The organism is Kaistella palustris DSM 21579, assembly GCF_000422265.1.
Lineage (GTDB): Bacteria > Bacteroidota > Bacteroidia > Flavobacteriales > Weeksellaceae > Kaistella > Kaistella palustris.
The window spans coordinates 130530-153314 of the sequence record NZ_KE383812.1 but is presented as its reverse complement, the minus strand read 5'-3'; the positions used below and the strand labels follow the sequence as shown (position 1 = coordinate 153314).

20 protein-coding genes are annotated in these 22785 nt (G+C 43.9%); 12 read left to right on the top strand and 8 right to left on the bottom strand.

Annotation, left to right across the window (positions count from 1 at the left end):
- Nucleotides 1-91: 91 nt before the first annotated feature.
- From H562_RS0110770 to H562_RS15020, 7 genes are all read left to right on the top strand, one after another.
- Nucleotides 92-1315, top strand: a complete 1224-nt coding sequence (locus tag H562_RS0110770; protein ID WP_027377515.1) for a TCR/Tet family MFS transporter — start codon at nt 92-94, stop codon at nt 1313-1315.
- A 69-nt stretch (nt 1316-1384) separates the two neighbouring features.
- Nucleotides 1385-1708 (top strand): Sec-independent protein translocase subunit TatA/TatB, encoded by a 324-nt coding sequence (locus H562_RS0110765; protein WP_027377514.1) that lies wholly within the window; start codon nt 1385-1387, stop codon nt 1706-1708.
- A gap of 1 nt (nt 1709) precedes the next feature.
- Nucleotides 1710-2288 carry a phosphatase PAP2 family protein gene (locus tag H562_RS0110760; RefSeq protein ID WP_027377513.1) on the top strand — a complete coding sequence of 193 codons (579 nt, stop codon included), beginning with the start codon at nt 1710-1712 and terminating at the stop codon, nt 2286-2288.
- Nucleotides 2289-2397: 109 nt separating this feature from the next.
- Complete coding sequence (polA, locus tag H562_RS0110755; RefSeq protein ID WP_027377512.1) at nt 2398-5220, top strand: DNA polymerase I; 2823 nt, start codon at nt 2398-2400, stop codon at nt 5218-5220.
- 89 nt (nt 5221-5309) lie between these two features.
- Complete coding sequence (locus H562_RS0110750) at nt 5310-5576, top strand: YciI family protein (protein ID WP_027377511.1); 267 nt, start codon at nt 5310-5312, stop codon at nt 5574-5576.
- 3 nt (nt 5577-5579) lie between these two features.
- Nucleotides 5580-6464 carry a glycosyltransferase family 2 protein gene (locus H562_RS0110745; protein ID WP_027377510.1) on the top strand — a complete coding sequence of 295 codons (885 nt, stop codon included), beginning with the start codon at nt 5580-5582 and terminating at the stop codon, nt 6462-6464.
- An 85-nt stretch (nt 6465-6549) separates the two neighbouring features.
- Nucleotides 6550-7461 (top strand): hypothetical protein, encoded by a 912-nt coding sequence (locus tag H562_RS15020; RefSeq protein ID WP_051190484.1) that lies wholly within the window; start codon nt 6550-6552, stop codon nt 7459-7461.
- 33 nt (nt 7462-7494) lie between these two features.
- On the opposite strand, the gene H562_RS0110735 is transcribed toward H562_RS15020, so the two are convergent.
- Together H562_RS0110735 and H562_RS0110730 are read right to left on the bottom strand one after the other, a co-directional pair.
- Complete coding sequence (locus H562_RS0110735) at nt 7495-8589, bottom strand: T9SS type A sorting domain-containing protein (RefSeq protein ID WP_027377509.1); 1095 nt, start codon at nt 8587-8589, stop codon at nt 7495-7497.
- Between the two features lie 76 nt (nt 8590-8665).
- Nucleotides 8666-10147, bottom strand: a complete 1482-nt coding sequence (locus H562_RS0110730) for a lipopolysaccharide biosynthesis protein (RefSeq protein WP_027377508.1) — start codon at nt 10145-10147, stop codon at nt 8666-8668.
- A gap of 235 nt (nt 10148-10382) precedes the next feature.
- On the opposite strand from H562_RS0110730, the gene H562_RS0110720 reads away from it, so the two are divergent.
- Entirely contained in the window at nt 10383-12008 is a 1626-nt protein-coding gene (locus tag H562_RS0110720) for an alpha-amylase family glycosyl hydrolase (protein WP_027377507.1), read from the top strand.
- Between the two features lie 2 nt (nt 12009-12010).
- Complete coding sequence (locus H562_RS0110715) at nt 12011-12526, top strand: TlpA family protein disulfide reductase (protein ID WP_027377506.1); 516 nt, start codon at nt 12011-12013, stop codon at nt 12524-12526.
- A 1-nt stretch (nt 12527) separates the two neighbouring features.
- Here H562_RS0110715 and H562_RS0110710 read toward each other — a convergent pair whose 3' ends face one another.
- Nucleotides 12528-13181 carry a DUF2461 domain-containing protein gene (locus H562_RS0110710; RefSeq protein WP_027377505.1) on the bottom strand — a complete coding sequence of 218 codons (654 nt, stop codon included), beginning with the start codon at nt 13179-13181 and terminating at the stop codon, nt 12528-12530.
- Nucleotides 13182-13454: 273 nt separating this feature from the next.
- On the opposite strand from H562_RS0110710, the gene H562_RS0110705 reads away from it, so the two are divergent.
- The 3 genes from H562_RS0110705 (at nt 13455) to H562_RS0110695 (ending at nt 17184) form a co-directional block, all read left to right on the top strand.
- Complete coding sequence (locus H562_RS0110705; RefSeq protein WP_027377504.1) at nt 13455-15218, top strand: DEAD/DEAH box helicase; 1764 nt, start codon at nt 13455-13457, stop codon at nt 15216-15218.
- 156 nt (nt 15219-15374) lie between these two features.
- Complete coding sequence (locus H562_RS0110700; RefSeq protein WP_027377503.1) at nt 15375-16013, top strand: DUF47 domain-containing protein; 639 nt, start codon at nt 15375-15377, stop codon at nt 16011-16013.
- 28 nt (nt 16014-16041) lie between these two features.
- Entirely contained in the window at nt 16042-17184 is a 1143-nt protein-coding gene (locus tag H562_RS0110695) for an inorganic phosphate transporter (RefSeq protein WP_027377502.1), read from the top strand.
- A gap of 492 nt (nt 17185-17676) precedes the next feature.
- On the opposite strand, the gene H562_RS0110685 is transcribed toward H562_RS0110695, so the two are convergent.
- Genes H562_RS0110685 through wecB form a run of 5 tightly spaced genes read right to left on the bottom strand, consistent with a single transcriptional unit; the run spans nt 17677 to nt 22772 of the window.
- On the bottom strand, nt 17677-18669 hold the full coding sequence (locus H562_RS0110685) for an MraY family glycosyltransferase (protein WP_027377501.1): 993 nt from the start codon (nt 18667-18669) through the stop codon (nt 17677-17679).
- Entirely contained in the window at nt 18669-19565 is an 897-nt protein-coding gene (locus tag H562_RS0110680; protein ID WP_027377500.1) for an NAD-dependent epimerase/dehydratase family protein, read from the bottom strand. The genes H562_RS0110685 and H562_RS0110680 overlap by 1 nt, the downstream gene beginning before the upstream one ends.
- The gene (locus H562_RS0110675) at nt 19562-20827 is read right to left on the bottom strand and encodes a glycosyltransferase family 4 protein (RefSeq protein ID WP_156831990.1); all 1266 of its coding nucleotides are present in this window, start codon (nt 20825-20827) and stop codon (nt 19562-19564) included. Before H562_RS0110675 ends, H562_RS0110680 begins: the two co-directional genes overlap by 4 nt.
- Complete coding sequence (locus H562_RS0110670; RefSeq protein WP_051190483.1) at nt 20782-21666, bottom strand: dTDP-4-dehydrorhamnose reductase family protein; 885 nt, start codon at nt 21664-21666, stop codon at nt 20782-20784. Before H562_RS0110670 ends, H562_RS0110675 begins: the two co-directional genes overlap by 46 nt.
- Complete coding sequence (gene wecB, locus H562_RS0110665; protein ID WP_027377497.1) at nt 21654-22772, bottom strand: non-hydrolyzing UDP-N-acetylglucosamine 2-epimerase; 1119 nt, start codon at nt 22770-22772, stop codon at nt 21654-21656. The genes H562_RS0110670 and wecB overlap by 13 nt, the downstream gene beginning before the upstream one ends.
- Between the last annotated feature and the right edge of the window lie 13 nt (nt 22773-22785).

The window sequence follows — 22785 nt, the reverse complement described above, 5'->3', positions numbered from 1 at the left end:
CGGGCTGCAGAACCGATTGTGTTTTAATGAGGTGTGCCGACATTAGAAATTTCTCCGCAAAATCTGCTAAAAAACTATCTTTGCCACTGCAATGAAAAAAAATCAAAAATCTGCGGCCGTTGGATTTATCTTCATCACGCTGCTGATCGATATTACGGGGTGGGGAATTGTAATTCCGGTGGTTCCCAAACTCATACAGGAACTCGTGCATACCGCCGATCTGAGTGTCGCTTCGCAGTATGGCGGCTGGCTCAGTTTCGCCTATGCCGGCATGCAGTTTATTTTTGCTTCGGTTTTAGGTGGCCTCAGTGATAAGTTTGGGCGCAGACCGATCATCCTTTTTTCACTGCTCGGCTTTTCACTCAACTTTCTTATTCAGGCGCTGGCGCCCAGTATCTTCTGGCTTTTTGTCGGCCGCATACTTTCCGGAGTTACCGGCGCAAGTATCACCACTGCAAGTGCATACATCGCTGATGTCTCGACTGATGAAGACCGTGCCAAAAATTTCGGAATGATCGGTGCGGCTTTCGGAGTCGGTTTTATAGTGGGTCCCGTACTTGGCGGGTTTTTGGGGCAATATGGTGCGCGGATTCCTTTTTATGCGGCGTCGGCGCTTTGTCTGGTGAATTTCCTCTACGGTTTATTTATCCTGCCGGAAAGTCTGGGCAAGGAAAACCGGCGGCCATTCAACTGGCGGCGTGCCAATCCTGTGGGCTCCCTGCTACAGCTCCGCAAGCATCCGGAAATTTTAGGCCTTATTGCGGCGCTGGTTTTTGTGTACATTGCCGGTCACGCGGTACAGACCAACTGGACATTCTTTACCATGTACAAATTCAACTGGTCCGAAAAAATGGTGGGCATCTCGCTTGGCGTTTCCGGTTTTATGGCGGCACTTGTCCAGGGTTATCTCATCAGGTTCATCCAGCCGCGGCTTGGGAACCATAAAAGTATTTTCTACGGTCTTGTGCTTTACGCCTTTGGAATGATTCTGTTCGCTTTTGCCACGGAAAGCTGGATGATGTTTGCCTTTCTGATCCCATACGGTCTGGGCGGAATCGCGGGGCCGGCGCTACAGTCTGTAATTTCGGCACAGGTTCCGAAAAACGAGCAGGGTGAACTGCAGGGTGCGCTGGCAAGTCTCGTAAGTCTGACGGCGATTGTCGGGCCACCGCTTATGACCAACACTTTTTATTACTTTACCCACGATGCGGCACCGTTTAAATTTCCCGGGGCACCGTTCTTCCTTGGTTTTTTGTTAATGCTGACCAGTGTTGTTATTGTGTATTTTGTCTTTCATAAAAAAAGACAGCATTAACGGAAATGAATGGGAAATAATAATTTTCGAAATTAAACTTCATCTTATAAACTTTTGTAATTTTACGCCATGGAATTAAGTATAGGAGAAATGCTTTTGGTAGCAGTTGCCATCGTGGTGCTGTTCGGTCCCGATAAACTGCCGCAGATCGCACGCGACTTAGGTCAGGGCGTACGTAAAATGCGCGGCGCTATGGAAGATGTAAAGACCGAGATCCTGAAAGAGACCGACAATCCGGTTTCCGAAATAAAAAAAGAGATCGAGCGCGTGAAGAAGGCCGCCCAGGATTACGATCCCATGGCCAGCCTGAACAAAGAAGCACTTGCCGAACGCGAAATCCCAAAAGTGGATCTCGCCGCCGATGATACCCATGAAGGACCTGTAAGCCGCTGATATGTACGAACTTGTTCAGGACGACCGGCAGGCTTTTCTGTATCTCAATAACCTCGGAAGTTCCACCTTTGATCAGTTTTGGATTCTCCTTTCCGAAACCTGGATCTGGTTTCCGCTTTATTTCATTTTCCTGTATCTTCTTTTCAAAAATTTTGGACTGCGAAGTCTGCTCTTTATTCTGGTGTTTGTGGCACTTGGTGTGACCGTTTCCGATCAGTTGGCCGGCATTTTCAAAACTGGGGTTGCCCGGTTGCGGCCCTGTCATGATCCTTCACTGATGAATGTGATGCGGTCGGTTAAATGTGGCGGTCAGTTCGGCTTTTATTCCAGCCATGCTTCCAATACTTTTTTCATCGCAACATTTATGAGTTTACTTTTGTGGCGCACTTATAAATTTCTGCCGTATATCCTTTTCTTTTGGGCGCTAACTGTTTCCTACAGCCGGATTTATCTCGGCGTACATTTTCCTTTGGATGTGCTGATGGGTGCTGCTATGGGTTTCCTGCTCGGCGGACTTTTTGCCACCATATCTCAAAACGTTCTGCGTAAGCAACGGCGAGCCCAACCAAACGCGTCGTAAATTTTTATCTTTTTTTCTCCGTTAATGTTATCCGGCTAAATGATCTTTTGCAATAAAACTTAACCTTTCGCGCTTACTGCTTCGCGCCAAAAATATTATCTTTGTTCCTATGACAGCAGACAACGACAAACGCCTTTTTCTTATTGATGCCTATGCCATGATCTTCCGCGGATACTACGCGCTGATCAGGAGTCCGAGGATCACCAGCACCGGAAGCGATACTTCCGCGATCTTTGGATTTACAAACTCGCTGATCGAACTTATCCGCCGCGAAAGACCGTCACATCTTGCTGTCGTTTTTGATGTGGGGCAGGCCAGCGTGCGTACCGAAGATTTTTCCGAGTATAAAGCCAACCGGAGTGAAACCCCGGAAGCCATTAAAAATGCTATTCCTTATATACACCGCATTTTAGAAGCCATGCATGTGCCCATCCTGGGCCTGGAAGGTTATGAAGCCGATGATGTCATCGGTACGATCGCCTGCAAAGCCGAAAAAGAAAACTACACTACTTTTATGGTGACGCCCGACAAAGATTTTGCGCAGCTGGTGACCGATAAGATCAAAATGTACAAGCCCGGGCTGAAAGGTGCCGAATTCGAGATTTTGGGTGTGGAAGAAGTGAAGGCAAAATATGAGATCGAAGACCCGAAACAGGTCATTGATTTTTTGGCGATGATGGGCGATGCCGTGGATAATATTCCCGGTCTGGAAGGTGTTGGTGAAAAGACAGCGAAAAAATTTCTGAAAGAGTACGGAAGCATCGAAAATCTGCTGGCCAATACCGCCGACCTCAAAGGAAAACTCAAGGAAAAGGTAGAGAATTCTGCCGAGCGCGGTATACTTTCGAAAAAGTTGGCGACGATCATCTGCGATGCACCGATCGAATTTCATCAGGAACAGTATGACCTGGAAACACCGGATTTTGAAAAAGTCAAGGAAGTCTTTGACGAGATTGAATTCCGCCGTCTTTATGAAAACCTGTACCGCGCTTTTGCACCCGAAACTACTGCAACCAGTAATGCCGCGGCTGCACCGAAAGTTTCCGGCGCCACAGCGGTAAATCCTTCGATGCAGCTGGATCTGTTCGCGAATTTTGAAGAACTCGATCAGGCTACCACTACTAAAGATACGGTTTCCGACAGCGACCATCTTTATCAGTATATCGACTCGCCGAAAGCCCAGAAAGTTTTAGTCCATAATCTTTTGCAACAGACTGCCGTAAGTTTTGATACGGAGGTGACCTCGCTCGACGAGATGGACGCCGAACTGGTAGGCATGAGTTTCTGTTACCGCAAAGGTCTGGCGTACTACGTACCGTTTTCGGAAAATAAAGAAGAAGTCCTGGAAACCCTGGAGATTTTCCGGCCATTTTTTGAAAAAGAGGATATCGTGAAAATCGTGCATAATCTAAAAGTGGATTACAAGATTCTTAAGCGTTACGGCATTCAGATCGAAGGTGCCATTTTCGATACCATGATCGCCCATTATCTGTTAAATCCGGATGGCCGCCATATGATGGATTATCTTTCGGAAATGTATCTCGGTTATAAACCTGTGGCCATTGAAACGCTGATCGGCAAAGGGAAAAGTCAGGTCACTTTCCGTTCACTGCCATTGGAAGATCAGACCAGATATGCCGCGGAAGATGCTGATATTACGTTCCGCCTGTACGAACTTTTTGCACCGCAGCTGAAAAAAGAAAATCTGGAAGAACTGTTCTTTAAGGTTGAAATGCCTTTAATGAAAGTTCTGGCGAAAATGGAACTCGAGGGAATTGCGCTCGACAAAAACTGGCTGGAACAGGAAAGCAAAGACCTGGAAAACGATCTGCGCGGGCTGGAAAAAACCATTTTCGAAATGTCGGGCGAGGAATTCAATATGAATTCACCGAAACAGCTGGGCGAAGTTTTATTTGAAAAAATGCAGCTCGATCCCAAAGCCAAGAAAACGAAATCGGGACAATATGCCACGTCTGAGGATATATTGCAGAAACTCTCATCAAAGCACGACATCATTAAACATATTCTGGACTACAGAACTTACCAGAAACTGAAATCGACTTATGTGGATGCACTGCCACTGCAGATTGACAAAAATGATAACCGCGTTCATACAAGCTTTTCCCAAACCACCGCTGCTACAGGCCGGCTGGCGAGTGTAAATCCCAATCTGCAGAACATACCGATCCGTACATTACGCGGGCAGCAGATCCGCGGTGCTTTTGTCGCAAATCCGGGAAACAGGATCATTGCGGCTGACTATTCGCAGATCGAGCTCAGGCTGATCGCTGCAATTTCGGAAGAGGAAAACATGATCAAAGCCTTTCAGGACGGTGAGGATATCCATGCATCAACCGCCTCCCGACTGTTCGGCGTACAGCTGGAGGAAGTGACCAAAACGCAGCGTTCGCAGGCAAAGACGGTCAATTTTGGGATACTGTACGGACAGGGCGCTTTTGGTCTGGCCGAACAGACAGGTTTGTCGAGGACAGAAGCGAAGGAAATGATCGCCAACTATTTTGAAACCTATCCGAAACTGAAGAAATATATGGCCGAACAGGTGGTCAAAGCACAGGAGATGGGTTATGTGGAAACCATTCTGAAGCGCAAGCGCCATTTGAAAGATATCAATTCCGCAAATTTTGTAGTGAAGGCACACGCCGAAAGAAACGCCGTAAATGCACCGATACAGGGCAGCGCGGCAGATGTCATTAAACTTGCAATGATCAGGATCGATGAGCAACTCACGGCCCGGAATATGAAAACCAAAATGCTGCTGCAGGTTCATGACGAATTGGTTTTTGAGGCGCCCGAAGACGAAGTGGAAGAAGTCACCGCACTTATAAAAAGAGAAATGGAATCCGCTTACCAAACCACCGTTCCTTTGCTGGTCGAAGTTGGTACCGGCCGCAACTGGCTGGAGGCACACTAAAATTTTCTTAAAACCGAAACGGGCAGTTGGATCTGTGCAGTTTTAATGAAAGAATATACCAAAATCAATATAATTTAAAACACAATAAGATGAAAGCAGTAGTATTTTACGAGCACGGCGAAGCGCCAATGGAAAGATTTATGGAAGTTTTCCCTAAGCATCAGGAAATGGAGGAGGAGTTTATAAAAGCCGGCAAAGTGCTGGGAACCGGTGCTTTTGCCAATCCGGGCGAAGGTGCCATGGCGATCTTTACCAACAAAGCCGCAGCAGAAGAGTTTGTAAAACGGGATCCTTTCGTGGCCGAAGGTCTGATCGCAAAAGTGACCATCAAGGAATGGAATGACGAGCTGGCTTAAACCATGAGATTCCTGCTGATCATTCCCACGCACAATGAAGAGGAAAATATCCTTTTCACGCTCCAGTCTCTTGAAAGACAGACTTTCAGGGATTATCGGTGCGTCGTGGTAAATGACGGCTCTACCGACCGAACGAAGTCGATTATCGAAAATTTTATAGCGCAGAATCCTGAGTCTCAATTTTCGCTCCTCAATCTCGGGGAGTCGCATCATGAACCCGGCGCAAAGGTGGTGCGCACTTTCAACAAAGGTCTCGCCACAAGTAACCTGACTGATTTCGACATCATCTGTAAGTTTGATGCCGATATCATTTTCCCGGCAGATTATCTGGCCAGAATACATCGGGTGTATGAAGAAAATCCAAAAGCCGGTATGGTATCGGGAATTGTAAAGATCAAGAAGGAAGTGTACGAACTTGCGCTTGCATTTGATTTTAAAGACGAAAAACACCAGTGGAAATTTGAAAATATCTCCTCCAAAAATCATGTGCGCGGACCGATCAAGTCTTATCGCAAAGAATGCTTTCAGGACATGAAAGGATTGCGGCCGGTGCTGGGCTGGGATAATATCGATGTAATGCTGACTAAAAAGAACGGCTGGGAAGTGTTTACACTCAAAGATCTGTGGGTAAAGCATTTGCGGCCCACGGCATTTCAGTACAGGACACAGAAAGCACAGAAGCTGGGCGAATATTTTTATAATATCGGGTTGAATCTGCCGCTCGCGGTCATTTCTTCTGCAAAATCCTCTGTTAAGGACCGCTCACTTTCCGAATTTTTCAACACCATGAAATCATTTTTAAAACAGAAGGGAAAGCGGGAACTGTCTGCGGAAGAAATCCGCTTCATCCGCCATCTGCGGTGGTCGGAAATGTTTAAACAGAAATGAAATTATATAAAATCACGTTAAAAGTTATCAGTAAGGCTAAACTAACCTGATTTACCGACAGGCAGTATTCATACGGAAATTTTGAATGGAAAGAAATAAGAAACGCGAGTTACAGGTTAAGATATTTAGGTTTTTCGTGCGCGAAAGCTGGCGCAAACCGCTGAAGAGTTTCGTGTACCGCGAAAGGTCGAAACTGAGGTATCAGAAACTGATATTGCTTTACGACCGAAAAAGAACGCGGACCAAAGACCTGATCGTCACGCTGACCAGTTTCCCGGGACGGATTTATACGATTTCCGATACTTTGGTTTCACTCTTAAACCAGAGCCTTCGGCCGGAAAAAATCGTGCTTTGGCTGGCCGAAGAACAGTTTCCTGAAAAAGAAAATGAGCTGCCTACCCGGATCTTAAAGCTGCGTGAACTTGGGCTTGAGATCCGCTGGTGCAAAGACCTGAAATCCTACAAAAAGCTGCTGCCGGCGCTGGATCTATTTAATGATAAACTGCTGGTCACCGCCGATGACGATATCTATTATCCGAAAAACTGGCTGCGCGACCTGTACGATAGTTACCTGAGCGATCCTGAATCAATTTTCTGCCACCGTGTGCACCGGATCACCTTTAACAATACAAATGAAATCCTGCCGTATCAGCAGTGGGACAAATGTCTGATCAAAGGACAGGAAAAGGAAAATGATGTGCTGTTTTTTACAACAGGTGGTGGCGTGCTTTTTCCGCCGAACTGTTTTTACCAAGATGTGGCGCGTGAGGATCTTTTTCTGGAATTATGCCCGCTCGCGGATGATATTTGGTTTTGGTCGATGATCCTTTTAAATAAGAAAAAGATCAGAATCGCGAAGAACAACGTGTACCGCATTAAAAATAATGGCAACACCCAGGAAGACGAACCCTTGTGGAAAACCAACCGGGAAGCGGGCCTCAATGATGAGCAGCTGCGGAATGTGAGGAGCTACTACGGCGAGCGGTTTCCCTTTTAAAATAAAAGCTCACTTTTCGGTGAGCTTTGCTGTTTACTGTTTGATGAATTTCCCTGTTTTTACTGAAGTTTTACCCGGTTCAGTTACTTCGTAATAGTAAGTGCCGGTGGCGAGATTAGACACGTTCAAGGTCATTTTCCCCTGTATGGGTAAGGCCGAATTTGTGGAAACCAGGTTTCCCGGTGCATCGTAAATCTTCACGGTAACCGTAGCATTATTGGCTTTTTCAAAGTACAGGTTAAAATAATCACTGACCGGATTTGGATACACTTTTACTTCGGTACCATTCAGCTTTTCGTTCCGCGTGTTGAGTTGTACCTCCAGGTCCTCAATTTTTATGTTGAGTTCTTTAATGGATTCCAGGAGATAAGGAATAAGTTTCGCGTAGTCGATATCCTTATAAAGACCGCTGTTTTCGAGTGTTTCTGAATTAATGAAGGCGGTTTTCTTACCGTTTTCCTGGGTTTCGAAAGTTCCGATACTTTTTACTGTATTCAGTGCGCTGATGATGGGGGCGGCGTTTACTGCAGGTTTCACTGCGATATTTGAACAGTCGGCAAACAGTTCACCGCTGCTGTAGTTCGTGACGATACGGCATGTTCCGCGCAATGGCGCCAGCGGGAGATTCTGGAAGCGTACCGTTCCCATGTTGTGCAGTTTAGCCAAAGGCGTGGTGGTACCGATACCAAAATTCCCATTGGCCGCTACCGACAGGTAATTCACATACGCATTTGAAACCGCAAAAACCGGACGGTTGAGCACGGGCATCGTGGTGCCGCCTTCGCCCCAGGGAAACTGCGACGAGTACGGTGCATAATTGTCGAAAATTCCTTTTCCGGCTACCAGATTGATCACCGGAACCGTTCCTATATCCACAGCAGAGGTGATATGGCCGGCCAAAACCATTACAGGTCCCGGCGATGATTCCTTGTGAATCCAGATCGAGGGTTGAAACTGATTGTTCTGTGAGGTGGAATTACCAATCTCCATCACATCATTTGGCGTATCGCTCACCTTGAACTGCAGATGCCTTTCCGCGGCGCCATTCATGCCATTCTGATGATTGAGAACCTGGGAGAAGGAGAGTAGCGGCAGCGCCGCAAAACAAAAGAAGAAAGTTTTTTTCATAAAGGTTTTGTTAAATTTTTAAAAGAAGAAGTGTCGTTTTTGATAAGTTGGAACAAGTCGGTGAAAGCAGCGCAATTTATTTGAATTTAAAAATGCTGCTCAGGAAACGTCTGTTCAGATAATCGCCGACGGGAAAAATATTCAGGAAATGATTTCCGATAAAAAACAGCAGCAGAACTACGCCGGGTTTGTAGATCAGATTTACCAGATTACTGTTGAAATCAGGCAGAATGATCGCAACCGTCATGCCGAGGGTGCCGATGATGGCGGCATACATCATCTCGGCAGAAAGTGGGAACACCCTGAATTTGTAATAATTGAAGGCAATTTTTGCTATGTTGAAAAGTGTAAGCGATATTGAGGTGGCAATTGCGACACCAAAAAGCTGCAGGTTGGTATGGCGCAGAAAGTAGATGTTCAGCGCGACCGTGGTGCCGGCGAGAAAAAGCATCACTACGATATTGAAACGGTAAAATTTTGACAGTGAAATAATGTGTCCGTTGAAACCGGTCGCCAGATCGAAAAGCAGGGCAAAACCCAAAACCCAGATGACAGGTTCCGCCTGGCGCAGGAGGTCGCCGTTTTTCATAAATGCCGTCAGATAGGGGAATCCGACGAGGATGCAGGAAAGTAGGACCAAACCTAAAAAGAAGAGTGAAAGTGAAGTTTTCTTATGAAAGCGGTCGAGCTCCTCGAAATCATTTTCAATGATGTTTTTGTTGATGATGGGCGCGGAAATATTGTACAGTCCCATAGCCGGAACGGTAATGAGGGAGATGATTGCGTAAAGCGTATTGTACACGCCATTGGGCTCAAAACCCAGGAATTCACCGATCATTACACTGTCGATCCGCACTGCGACAAAATTCCCGATATTTCCCAGAAAGCCATAAAAACTATAATTCAAAACGTCTCTCCACAAGCCGTCTTTCCTTACATAATCGGTGGAAAAATCGGGTTTTATCTTTTCCAGGCGGTTGGTGTAGATCACGTAACCGATCAAACCGACTACAAACATGCCGATGAAAAATAGATAGGCGGCTTTTTCGGGGAAACCCAAGAAAAAGAAAAGTGAGAATGCGCCGAGATTTGCGAGTTTCGGCAACAGATTTTCGAAGATATTGGGAACTACAATTCTTTTGTAATTCGACAGGTATTTATTGAATATCGCACTGAAGGCCAAAACCAAAATCAACGGTAATATGAGGCGTTTCATCTGCCACATTTCGGTTTGCTGCAGCTGCGGGAACAGCAGGTTTACGGCGAAATATCCGGCAATAAACAGAATGAAATTGATCAGTACGCCGGCAAGTGAAAGCGACAGGAAGTTCTGCTGTTTCCCATCCTGACTGGTTTTATTAAAGAATTTAACGTTTGAAAAGGAAAGACCGAACACCACAACCGGCAAGAGCATTTCTGCGGTGGGAAGCACGTAGCGCAGTTTCCCGTAAAATTCCATGTCGCGGGGGAAAATAAAGATCGAAGAAAAGGTTCCAATTAAAAAACCGAAATACCCGATCAGCGAATATTTGAATCCCTGGCGCGCTACAACGCTCATCCTTGCGGAGTTTTAGGCGTTTGAAATTTTATATTTGAGAGTTGAATCATGGTTTTCTGTTTGTTGAAAATGCGTTTGCTGTCTGATGATAAATCAGGAACAGGGACCTTTTTTTTCATTGCGGAGAACAAATATAGGAAAATGTGTTAAATAAATGTTAATTTTATTTCAGGCATCTTCAAATACTTCTCTATCCAACTGGCTTTGATGTACCTTTAAGCCTTTAAAAATTACTATGAAAAAATTACTGTGGCTAACGGGATTTATGGTCCTAACTTCCTGTAATGCACTTCACACCGGCACAAAGCAGGATTTTAGATGGGAAGGTGCCAATGTATATTTTTTACTGACCGACCGGTTTGAAAACGGTGATAAAACCAACGATACCAATTTTGGCAGAACAGAAAAGGCAGCAGTTCTGCGTGGTTTTGAAGGCGGCGACCTGCGCGGTGTCATTTCAAAGATCGACGGCAATTATTTTACGGATCTGGGAGTAAACGCGATCTGGCTGACACCGCTGGTGGAGCAGATCCACGGCGCGACCGACGAAGGAACGGGAAAAACCTACGGTTTTCACGGCTACTGGACAAAAGACTGGACAGCCCTTGATCCCAATTTCGGCACCAAAGCGGACCTGAGAGAACTCGTCGAAAAGGCGCACGCCAAGGGAATCCGTGTGGTACTCGATGCGGTGATCAATCATACAGGACCGGTAACCGAGGATGATCCTGTTTATCCGTCGAGCTGGGTGCGGACTTCGCCGCAATGCACCTATGACAGCTATGAACATACGACTGCCTGCACGCTGGTGAAAAATCTGCCGGATGTGCTGACTGAATCAAATGCGCCGGTCGATGTACCCGAAATGCTCATCAATAAATGGAAAAAGGAAGGAAGATACGAAGCGGAAATGAAATCGCTGGACGAATTTTTTGCCCGTACAGGTTATCCCAGAGCACCGAAATATTATATCATGAAATGGCTCGCCGATTATGTGCAGGACTATGGCGTGGACGGTTACCGCGTGGATACGGTGAAGCATACCAACGAAGATGTATGGAAGGATTTCCGGCAGGTCTGTCAGGAAGCTTTTGATATTTACAAAAGAAACAATCCCGGAAAGATTTTAGACAACAATCTGTTTTTCAATGTGGGCGAAGTGTACGGTTATGGGATTTCCCAGAAACAGACTTATGATTTTGGCGATAAGAAAGTGAATTATTATGAGAACGGTTTCAAGTCGCTGATCAATTTTGATTTTAAAGGAGATGCCAACAAAACATACGAGGAACTTTTTTCAGGCTATTCGAAAATCCTGAATTCGGACCTGAACGGCAAAACGGTAATGAATTATCTGACTTCGCACGATGACGGTTCGCCGTTCGACAAAAGCCGCACACGGACTTACGAAGCAGCTACTAAATTACTGTTGTCGCCCGGAATTTCACAGATCTACTATGGCGATGAAACCGCGCGACCGCTGATCATTCCGGGTGCAGAAGGTGATGCGAATTTGCGTTCGAATATGAACTGGAGCGACGTGAAATACAATCCGGGAACCGCGAAACTGCTCCTGCACTACCAGAAATTAGGAAAATTCCGTGCGGCACATCCGGCGGTAGGAGCGGGCGTGCATCAAATGATCTCTGAAAAACCTTATTGGTTTACGCGCATTTACAAAGAGGATAAAGTACTTGTCGGCTTGGATCTCGCTTCCGGCGAAAAGAATGTCAACGTGAATGGAATTTTCGAAAACGGTACAGTTTTGCGCGATGCGTATTCCGGTAAGAACACCAAAGTCCGGAACGGATACGCCGAAATTACGACGGACTTTTCACTTGTTTTATTTGAAAGACTTTAAAAATGAAAAAAATTCTTCAGCTGTTTTTATTCAGCTTTTCCTTCTTTCTGTTTGCCCAGAAGGTGCCGGCAGTTTCGAAAACATCTTTTTCCGAAGAAGCTTTAGCGCAGAAGGTCACGGCACTTCAGGGAAAAAAGACCGCCATCAATGATGTTCTTGAGAAACATGCGGGCCGAATCGTAATCATCGATTTCTGGGCGAGTTGGTGCCGGGACTGCATCAAAGCGCTGCCTGCCACAAAAATTTTAAAAGAAGAAAATCCCGAGATCGATTTTGTATATTTTTCACTGGACCGTTCGTATGAACAGTGGAAACGGGGTTTAGAGAAATATGAGCTCGCGGGACAGGAAAATTACTGGTTTGATGAAGGCTGGAAAAACAGTTTCAACAATTACATCGAGTTGAACTGGGTGCCAAGATTTATGGTTGTTGATCAGCGCGGTGGCATAGCAAAATACTACGCGGTCTCGCCGGAGGATCCGGACATTCAAAAGGTGATCAACGCGCTGAAGCAGTGATTTAGCTGAAAGCGCTGTTTAAAAAATCATTTAAAGGTTTCATACTTTTGAATATGCCGGCGAGTTTTTGGGGCGCATCTTTATCGAGCAGATAGGTGTCGGAAACGGGGTGGCTCACCACGAACTGTTTCAGTTTCAGGAATTCGGCCACAGGATCTTCTTTTTCAAATCCTGCGGGAACGCGCTGCAGTTTGCTTTCGGTACTTAAGCCGCGGAAATTGTTCCGGAAACCGGACGCTCCCAGAATTTTTTGAAAAGCATCGTTGTTTGCGGAAATGAATTTTCTGAGTGTTTTCAGCACGGCAGAATCCGGTTGGTACAAACCGCCGGAGACAAATGATCTGCCCGGTTCGACATGCAGATAATAACCGGCGCGCTGACTGCCTTTTCCCATACCGAGACTGGCGCCGAAATTGGTTTTATACGGCGTTTTGTCCAGCGAAAAACGTGTATCGCGGTAAATCCTGAACAGCGATTTTGCAGCATCCATCTTTAAAACTTCGGGATCAAAGCCGGAAATCTCTGTCTGCAGTTCTTCGATAAATGAGATCACATCCTGCCGTGCCACGGTGTATAAATCCTTATTGGTGTTGAACCAGTCGCGGTTGTTATTCTTTTCTAAAGTTTTCAGGAATTGCAAAGTTGAAGATTTCATGCATGGGGTTTCAACAAAAATAAGAAATGTGCGGCAGTTCTTTGCAAGCGCCCGGCTAATTACGGCAGATGCTCATTAATAAAGAAAAAGACGGAGATGTGAAGTGGAATTAACGGTGAAAAACAGTTGTTTGTGGTGGAAACCGTGGTTGCAATTACGGCTGGATTGTGGTTATGCGGCGGAGAGTTTATTAACAGTAATTTAATAAAAGCCCTGTTTTATTATCAAAAATAAAAACTTATCTTTGCACCCAATTTATAGACGATCTTTTACATGAATTTATTTACGGAGACCAATTTAAGTCCTGCAATCCTGAAGGCAATTGGCGAACTGGGCTTTGTGAGCCCAACAGAAATCCAAAAACAGACTATTCCTTTTATCTCTACAGATATACGCGATCTAATCGCACTTGCGCAAACGGGAACAGGCAAAACAGCAGCTTTTACGCTTCCGATTTTGGATATGATTGACGACGGGAGTCGCAAAATCCAATTATTGGTGCTGTGCCCAACCAGAGAACTTTGTTTGCAGATTACCAAAGACATTAAAAATTACTCGAAGTACATGCAGAACATCAAAACCACAGCGGTTTATGGTGGGAGCAGTATTACTGACCAGATCAGATCCCTGCGGGACAAACCACAGATCATTGTGGGCACGCCGGGCCGTGTGATCGACCTTATCAACCGGAAGGCACTTGACTTTTCGGAGATCAGATGGATGATTTTAGATGAAGCTGATGAAATGCTTTCAATGGGATTCAAAGATGATTTGGAAACCATTTTAAGAGAAACACCGGAAACCAAACAAACCTTCCTGTTCTCGGCGACGATGAACAAAGAGGTGGAAAGAATTTCCAAGAATTACCTGACCAGTCCGCACCGAATTTCGGTAGGTTCGATCAATGAGGTGAAGAAAAACATCAAGCACGAATATTACGTGGTGGGATACCGTCATAAAAAAGAAGCTCTGAAAAGGCTGATCGACGCCAATCCGAACCAATATTCGATCCTCTTCTGCAGAACGCGTATGGAAACGCAGGAAGTAGCCGATTTCCTGATGCAGAACGGTTATGCCGCCGATGCACTGCATGGTGACCTTTCGCAGGCGCAGCGTGATACGGTGATGAAGAAATTCCGGTTGAAAAATATTGATATCCTCGTAGCGACCGACGTTGCAGCACGTGGACTTGATGTAAATTCGCTTACCCACGTGATCCATTATTCGCTTCCGGATGATCCTGAAGTTTTCGTACACCGAAGCGGAAGAACAGGTCGTGCGGGGAAAGACGGAATTTCAATGTCTTTAATTAAACCTGAAGAATCACGTAAATTAAAGCAGATCAAGCAGTCGACAAAAATCGATATTGTAGAAAAGAAAATCCCGACCGGCAAGAAAATCATCGAAGCGCAGGTCGCAGGTGTGTTTGAAAAGCTTTTTACCGAGCATGAAAGCCTGGTGGAGTTCGACAGTGAACTGATTCCTGACCTTTCGGCCTTTACCAAAGAAGAGCTGGTACATCAGCTTCTGCAACTGCAGCTGCGTGAAATGGCGCTTTATTATAAAGATAAAGATGATCTGGCAGACCAGAAATTCAACAGTGACGACAGAGGTGACAGCCGACGCGACCGTGGCAGAGGCCGGGACCGCGACCGTGGAGACCGACGCGACAGTGGCAACCGATTTGGTGGCGGCCGGGATGGCGGCCGTGATTTTGGCAGAGACCGAGACGGTGGAAACCGTGAATCGCGCGATGGTGGCAACCGCGAGTTCAGAAAACCGCGCAAAGACAGCGGTGATATGGTGCGGTTCTTCTTTAATTTAGGAAAAAGAGATCACCTGAAAAAAATCGATATGCTGGAGATCATTAACAAATCCACAGCAAAATCGAAAAAAAGACCGGATATCGGTCAGATCGAGATCCTGGAGAAATTCTCGTTCTTTGAAGTAGAGAAATCTTACAAAGATGAGGTGCTGAAAGGCCTGCAGACGCAGAAATTCAAAGGAAAAGAAATGAGAGCTGAAGAAGCCTCTTAAACTTCATTCCTGAAAACTATACAGAACCGGCAGATTGATTTCCGCCGGTTTTTTTGTGCGCAAGATATCGGCAATGTTAATAAAACTTAATATTAAAAAGGAAAAGCTCCAACTCTTTTTCGGAAATTTGCAGGACTAATTATTAAATGAATTATCATGGGAATCGGAAATATTTTTAAAATGTTCCAACCAAAAGACAAGGTGTTTTTTGTTTTATTCGAAAAGGTGGCACAGGAACTCGTGGATATGTCGAAGGAGTTTCACGAAAGTCTGCTGGATTTCGATATTAATGATGACACCATGCTGCAGCACATGAGCGATTATGAGCACCGAATGGACGACCTTACGCACGAGATATTCGTGCAGCTGGGCGAAAATTTCATTACGCCATTTGACCGTGAAGACATCAGCCATCTCGCCAGCGGCCTGGATGATATTGCTGATTTTATGTATGCTTCCGCAAAATATATTTACCTCTACAAAGCGCCGCTGGATCCCGCTTACACCGAATTTACACTGCTGATCTACAAATCCTGTATCGAGGTACAGAACGCTATTTTCAACCTAAAGGATTTTAAGGATCCCAAAGCGGTAAAAGAATCGTGCATCAAGATCAATTCTTTTGAAAACCTTGCCGATGATGTGCTAAGTCAGGGTATTGTAAAACTTTTCGAAAGCGGTGACGCCATTAAGATCATGAAAATTAAAGCGGTGCTGGAATATCTGGAAAACGTGACCGATAAAGCGGAAGACGTGGCCAACACGATCGACAGCATCCTGATAAAATATGCTTAATCTGTTCTTTAATTAATATAAATACAGAATGGATTTACCAATTTTACTCATCGTTATTATAGTTCTTGCTTTAATATTCGATTATATCAACGGTTTTCACGATGCAGCGAACTCGATCGCGACCATTGTTTCCACAAAAGTACTTACGCCTTTTCAGGCAGTTCTCTGGGCGGCAGTCTGGAATTTTGCGGCCTTCTTTCTGGCGGCTTATGTGATCGGCGAATTCAAGATCGGAAACACGATCGCCAAGTCGGTGAATGTGGATTTCATTAATCTGGAAGTCATCCTCTCGGGTCTTATTGCAGCGATCCTATGGAATCTGCTGACGTGGTGGTTTGGGATTCCCTCATCATCATCGCACACTTTGATTGGTGGTTTTCTGGGCGCTGCGCTGATGTTTGCCTTCACGTCGGATTATCACCTTATTGCCGCGGCACAGCCCGACCTGTCGACTTTTGACAAGACGATCCTGGCCTTTAAGCAGCTGTTTTCCCAGAACGTGGTGCGCTACGACAAGGTAATCCCTATCTTTCTTTTTATCTTCCTGGCGCCGGTCATCGGCTCCGTCATTTCGATCATCATCACTTTGATCATCGTCAATGTGAGCAAACGGACAAGTCCGCGGAAAGCCGATAACGTCTTCAAAAAGTTACAGCTGGTTTCTTCGGCGCTTTTCAGTTTAGGCCACGGTACCAATGACGCGCAGAAAGTGATGGGAATCATCGGTGCAGCCGTTATTTACCACCATGTGCAGACGCTGCACGATCCGGTCTATCTCGCGCTGGACGGTACGCACCAGTTCAATTACTTTGTAAAACATTATTTTTGGGTACCGTTTACGTCATTTTTAATGATCGCTTTGGGAACCATGAGTGGTGGCTGGAAGATCGTAAAAACCATGGGAACGCGCATCACCAAAGTAACGCCGCTGGAAGGTGTAGCCGCGGAAACCTCTGGTGCAATCACGCTTTTCATTTCAGAACATTTTGGAATACCGGTCTCCACCACGCACACCATTACCGGAGCGATCATCGGTGTGGGCCTTACCAAGAGGGTTTCGGCGGTACGCTGGGGCATTACGGTGAGTTTGCTTTGGGCGTGGATCCTGACCATACCAATCTCGGCGATGGTGGCGGGAATTACTTATTTGCTTGTGATGTGGGTGAGTTAGAAAATTTAAGCGGCCGGTTCTGCGCCGGTATTAAATATGTGCGATGTAATCTTTAATGGTTGCATCGCTTTTTTTTGTGGGTTACCGGAGTTTTAAAAAGTCCAGGAAAGGTTTCGAAAAAAGTCCGGTGATGAGGTCTTTTTTTTGGGGGTTCAGGATGGCAATTAAGACCGATTTTTGAAATTGATTTTCATGAACTATCCATGAAGTATCCATGAAGTATCCATGAAGTAAGCATGAAGGAAGTGGGAGTTAACAATTGGGTATTTCCGGGGTGGCTGCCGCGGAACGAAAAAAGGTTTATTATAAGAATTGCTGCTACTGTTTTGACTTGAACGCTTTCACAGAAACTACCTTGGTTTTTGCCCGTTTTTGATGAAGTCGGGGGCTGGAGGAATATGCACTAAAATTCAGTTTGCTGAGTTCGCCATTTCATATTTCATCACGGTCAAACGAAAGCAGTACTGCTTCTGCGGAATTTGGGGCAAAACCTTACATTGTTTCGAGATCTTTGGCTCTGAATTTTAAAATGATATATAAAACGAGGGCCGGTATGGCCACCACAGGAAAAATCAGGTAGCCGAGCTGCTCCTGTTTGATCACGAAAATACAGATGATGACCTGCAGGAAGGCATAGGCAAAACTGATGAGGCGGTGATCGATCTGATGTTCGTTGGCGTACATCTGATACAAATGCCGCCGGTGTGGTTTCAGAATATTTTCTTTCATTTTCAGCCTTTCCACGATGGTGGCAATGACATCAATACCATACACCGTAAGAAAAAGCAGATACTTCAGTTCACCGGTTTTTATAATTAAAAGGCCAAGTAGGCCAAGGATCCAAAAAGCGATGCCCATGCTGCCGATATCGCCGAGGAAACATTTCGCTCTTTTCCTGAAATTGAAATAAAGGAAGACACCCGCCGCAAGAATAGGGTAGACAATGAAATCTGAAGTTACAAATTCAACCAGATATTCATTGACGAACCACAGGGAACCGAGCAATACCATGCTGTACAGGCCGGAAATACCGTTGATGCCATCCATAAAGTTATAGGCATTAAGGATGCCGACGATCAGAATGTAACAGACCGGTATTACCCAAACCGGAAAAAGCTGAAAAGCATTTAAAAAATACATCAGCAGGGTGACCGCAATAAAATGGAAGACCAGGCGTATCCTGGAAGAAAGATCGACAATATCATCGATAAAGCTGATGGTGCAGATGATCAGCAACCCGAGGCCAAAGAGCCAGAAATTGGGTGTCGGTTCCGGCTCCAGGTAAAGTGGGTAGTGGTTAAAGAGGATTTCTTTGCCCATAAAGATCAGAAAGGCAAAAGGAAAAATAATTCCGCCACCCCGCAGGGTAATACGACGGTGAGAACTGCGCTCATTGGGTTTATCAATGATGCGGTATTTTTTGGCGATGGCGAAATAGATTTGAATGCTTATAATTAAAACGGCTATGACTATTAGGTATTCCATTAATTTTGAAAACTTTTGATGGTTTTTTTCAGGCCTTCTTCCGCAGAAACGGGTAACCTGTTGACTCCCAGGGTTTCTTTTATTTTGGTATTTGATACGACATAACTTTCTGTCAGTTTTTTTAAGCGTTCGGAATTCAGCGGTAAGTTCAGCATATCACCAACCTTTGCCAAGCTTGAAATGAATTTTGCATTGATTTTCCAAAGCTTTTGTTTTCTGCCCGAGACGTTCGCAATAATTTTAACCAAAGTATTGGTAGATAGACTTTCGTCATCCGCAAACTGATATACTCCTGACGGCATACTGTCATTCTTTAACATTTCTGAAACCAGAAAATTAAGATTGTCAATACTTAAAAAAGAACGCTTATTATCGAAAGCAGCTAAAGGCCAGGGAATTCCTTTCTGCACTACTTTATATAACAGATTTAAGTTGCCTTTATTTCCCGGCCCGTGAATCATACAGGGGCGAATAATGAAAAGTCTTTTCCCGGCGGGGAGATCCTGGGCGAGCAAATACCTTTCGGCTTCCAATTTTGATTTTCCGTAGGGTGTCTGCGGAGTTGCAATATGATCTTCGTTCAAGGTATCGTGGACTGTATCGGCGACGGCCTTCACGGAACTGAAATAGAAAAAATCCCGAATATCACCAGCTAAAAAACGATCAAAGAGCTGTATGGTCAAATCTCTGTTTACCGCAAAGTAAGATTGCGGATCGGAGGTATTTGAGGTATCATGCGCTTTTCCTGCTAAATGAATTATCGCGTCTGCATCCTTTTCAAAAATCCAATTGTCACTGCGCAGTGATAAAGCTGTTTCGGAATATCCCAGGTCACTCAGGTAAGTGGTGAGATTTTGGCCTACGAAACCTGATGCTCCTGTGATGGTGATGTTCATTGCAGTATTCCTTGGAGATTTTGTTCTAATTTTTCCAGCACGATTGATCTTTTGAATTCTGCATTATAATATTGTAATGCGTTTTGACCGAGTAACTCCTTTTGCTCTTCAGTTAAATTGATAATTTTTTCAATATTAACCGCTAACTCGTTAAAATCTTCGGAAGGACTTACAAATCCTGCCGCCGATTCTTGCACGATTTTCGCACCTTCACCATCCAGGCTGGCTAAAACTGGCCTGCCACAAGCAAGATAGGATTGGAGTTTTGAGGGGATAGTCAAAGAAAATATATAGTCTTTTTTTAGAGAAAGGTATAAAGCATCAGCATTTGAAAAAAAGTGGGGCATCTCTTCAGAGGGAAATTTGCCAACAAAATGTATGAATTTTGTTAATCCTAAGTCCGCCGCGTTCTTTTCAAGATCCGTTTTATAGCGCCCATCTCCGACTATAATCCAATTGAAGATATTCCCTTTTTCTACAACTATTTTCATTGCGTGCAAAAAAGTGTCCAAGCTTTGTGCTTCTCCTATGTTTCCGGCAAACATCACTTTTTTGCCCGGCGGTAATAATGAGTCGTATTTATCAGATTTGTCGATATATCTGTAGAATTCTTCAGTAGAATTTGGCAAGTACACAATTTTGTCTTTTTTTATTCCTTGTGTTACGATATAATCGGTAAAAGTTCGAGATTGTACAAATAAAACACTTGATTTTCTGTAAATACTTTTTGTCAGCCAATTGAAAAAGCCTAATATTCCTTTGTTTTTTATTCCTCCTGCGGCTGTCAATGTTTCTGGCCATAAATCCTGAACCCAAAACGCATACGGTATTTTTCTAAAAATTCTGTAAAAGATGGCGGGAACACCAACTGTCACTGGGGACGGTTCAAAAACCAATACGCAGTCGATTTTTTCTTTTACCTTAAATATTTTAAAAGTTGCAAAGAAAGCAAAGGAGAAATAATTTAAGAACAATCTGAGACCACCCCCGCTGCCGCGCGGAAAAAGATTAGCCCGATAGATTTTAATTCCTTCCCAAGTCTCAATTGATGCCTTGTTTTTATAACCGGGATATATCTTCCCATCAGGGTAATTAGGTATTCCGGTTAAAACCGTCACCTCATGTCCTTTGTCTTTCAGGCCTAAGGCAATATCATTTATTTTGAAGTTTTCCGGCCAAAAATATTGACTAAGTATTAGTATATTCATATTACTTCCTAAACGATTCGGTACGAATAAAGGTGTTGATGTTCCTGAATCCACTTTTTCTGCTCAGCCAGCATATCTTTGTAATTAGGTACTTTGTAGTTAAAATCTTTACGTACGCTTTTTAAACTTTTATCTACGATGTATTGATCATCAGGCTTAATTTCAATTTGTCCCTGTAGATAAAGGGTATTGAATAGGGATATGAGGTTAAATTTATCTATTTTCTCTTGAGGAGCAATTTGAATTAAACCCGTAATATCTTGTTCAATAATTTGTACAATTGCTTTCGCGAGTTCTAATGTAGTTAAGCCAGACCAATACGCTTTTGAGTAGCCTTTCAGTTTGCCTGAAGTTGGCTGCGACATGAACCAGTGAAATAAACCAATACCATCATTATTAAGTTCAGGACCAATAATAGATGTACGTATCGTAACATCTTTTTTATTGATGATTTCGCCTAATGCCTTTGACTGTGCATAGAATCCCTTACCATCCCTAAAATCGTTTTCAGTATACGCGCCCCTGCTTCCAGAAAAAACGCAGTCTGTACTGATGTGAATTACTTTTGTAGATGTGTTTTCAGTTATTTCTTCCAGAAAATGCGGAAAATAACTGTTGAACCAAATCGCTTTTGAAGGATGATCTTCCGCATCCTTATTTAGAATTCCAATGCAGTTGATTACGTAATCGAATTTTATATCTTCAAATATTTTCTTCAGTTCTTCAGTATTGGAGACATCAATGTTAAAAATGTTTTCTGCGTTCGGTATATTTCGGGCAATCCCAAAGACTTCAAAAGATGCTGTTTCTTTTAGGTAGTTAAAAATCATATGACCGGCCATCCCTTTTGTCCCGATAATTAATACCTTCTTCTTATCCATTACTTTCTCCATGTTTCTCTATTAATTATTGACACATAACTCTGCATCGTTTTTACAACTCTATCTGAGGTGTTTGTGACTTCGTATTCATTGGGTAAAACAATGTTTTCGTCAAACAATCCTCTTGTAATTTCAATAGAATTGATCATTTGGTTTGTTTCGATACCTCCCAATACAATTGTCCCTGCATCAATTGCTTCAGGCCTTTCTGTACTGGTACGAATACTAACAGCAGGAAATTTCATCATTGCGGATTCTTCACTTATAGTACCGCTGTCAGACAAAACGATATATGCACGCTGTTGAAGTTTAACATAATCGAAAAAACCTAGCGGAGGTATGTTTTGAATGAGCGGATGGAATTGAATGTTGTTTTTTTCTATTCTGTTTTTAGTTCTCGGGTGGGTAGAAAATATTATCGGCATTTGGTACTTTTCAGCGACGGCATTTAAAGAAGCAGCCAATATTTCAAAATTATCGCCCAGATCGATATTCTCCTCGCGGTGAGCGCTCACTACAATATAAGAACTGTCCTCTAATTTTAATGTACTTACCACATCGCTCCCTTCAATATTACTTTTATATTTCTCCAATACCTCCTTTAAAGGAGATCCAGTTACAAAAACATGGTCTTTTCTGAAACCTTCGCTTAGCAGATACCGCCTGCTGTTTTCTGTATACGTGAGATTGATGTCACTAATATGATCAGAGATTTTACGGTTAATTTCTTCCGGTACATTTTGGTCAAAACATCGGTTTCCAGCTTCCATGTGGAAAATAGGAATCTTCAATCTTTTTGCAGCAATCGTACTTAAAACACTATTGGTATCTCCCAATACTAAAAGTGCGTCTGGTTTTTCCTGAGCCAAAATTTCATAAGACTTGGAAATTACATTTCCGATGGTCTCGCCTAAATGATTCCCCGCTACATTTAAAAAATGATCAGGTTTTCGCAGATCTAAATCTTCAAAAAAAATTTCATTCAGTTCGTAATCGTAATTCTGTCCAGTATGAATTAAAACATGGTCAAAATAAATATCACACTTTTTGATGCATTCTGCCAAACGTATAATTTCCGGCCTGGTGCCTAATATAGTAGCTACTTTTAGTTTCTTCATTGTTGATAAAAAC

Coding starts and splice junctions, on each gene's coding strand:
- H562_RS0110770 (WP_027377515.1), top strand. CDS start 92: ATGAAAAAAAATCAAAAATCTGCGGCCGTTGGATTTATCTTCATCACG.
- H562_RS0110765 (WP_027377514.1), top strand. CDS start 1,385: ATGGAATTAAGTATAGGAGAAATGCTTTTGGTAGCAGTTGCCATCGTG.
- H562_RS0110760 (WP_027377513.1), top strand. CDS start 1,710: ATGTACGAACTTGTTCAGGACGACCGGCAGGCTTTTCTGTATCTCAAT.
- polA (WP_027377512.1), top strand. CDS start 2,398: ATGACAGCAGACAACGACAAACGCCTTTTTCTTATTGATGCCTATGCC.
- H562_RS0110750 (WP_027377511.1), top strand. CDS start 5,310: ATGAAAGCAGTAGTATTTTACGAGCACGGCGAAGCGCCAATGGAAAGA.
- H562_RS0110745 (WP_027377510.1), top strand. CDS start 5,580: ATGAGATTCCTGCTGATCATTCCCACGCACAATGAAGAGGAAAATATC.
- H562_RS15020 (WP_051190484.1), top strand. CDS start 6,550: ATGGAAAGAAATAAGAAACGCGAGTTACAGGTTAAGATATTTAGGTTT.
- H562_RS0110735 (WP_027377509.1), bottom strand. CDS start 8,589: ATGAAAAAAACTTTCTTCTTTTGTTTTGCGGCGCTGCCGCTACTCTCC.
- H562_RS0110730 (WP_027377508.1), bottom strand. CDS start 10,147: ATGAGCGTTGTAGCGCGCCAGGGATTCAAATATTCGCTGATCGGGTAT.
- H562_RS0110720 (WP_027377507.1), top strand. CDS start 10,383: ATGAAAAAATTACTGTGGCTAACGGGATTTATGGTCCTAACTTCCTGT.
- H562_RS0110715 (WP_027377506.1), top strand. CDS start 12,011: ATGAAAAAAATTCTTCAGCTGTTTTTATTCAGCTTTTCCTTCTTTCTG.
- H562_RS0110710 (WP_027377505.1), bottom strand. CDS start 13,181: ATGAAATCTTCAACTTTGCAATTCCTGAAAACTTTAGAAAAGAATAAC.
- H562_RS0110705 (WP_027377504.1), top strand. CDS start 13,455: ATGAATTTATTTACGGAGACCAATTTAAGTCCTGCAATCCTGAAGGCA.
- H562_RS0110700 (WP_027377503.1), top strand. CDS start 15,375: ATGGGAATCGGAAATATTTTTAAAATGTTCCAACCAAAAGACAAGGTG.
- H562_RS0110695 (WP_027377502.1), top strand. CDS start 16,042: ATGGATTTACCAATTTTACTCATCGTTATTATAGTTCTTGCTTTAATA.
- H562_RS0110685 (WP_027377501.1), bottom strand. CDS start 18,669: ATGGAATACCTAATAGTCATAGCCGTTTTAATTATAAGCATTCAAATC.
- H562_RS0110680 (WP_027377500.1), bottom strand. CDS start 19,565: ATGAACATCACCATCACAGGAGCATCAGGTTTCGTAGGCCAAAATCTC.
- H562_RS0110670 (WP_051190483.1), bottom strand. CDS start 21,666: ATGGAGAAAGTAATGGATAAGAAGAAGGTATTAATTATCGGGACAAAA.
- wecB (WP_027377497.1), bottom strand. CDS start 22,772: ATGAAGAAACTAAAAGTAGCTACTATATTAGGCACCAGGCCGGAAATT.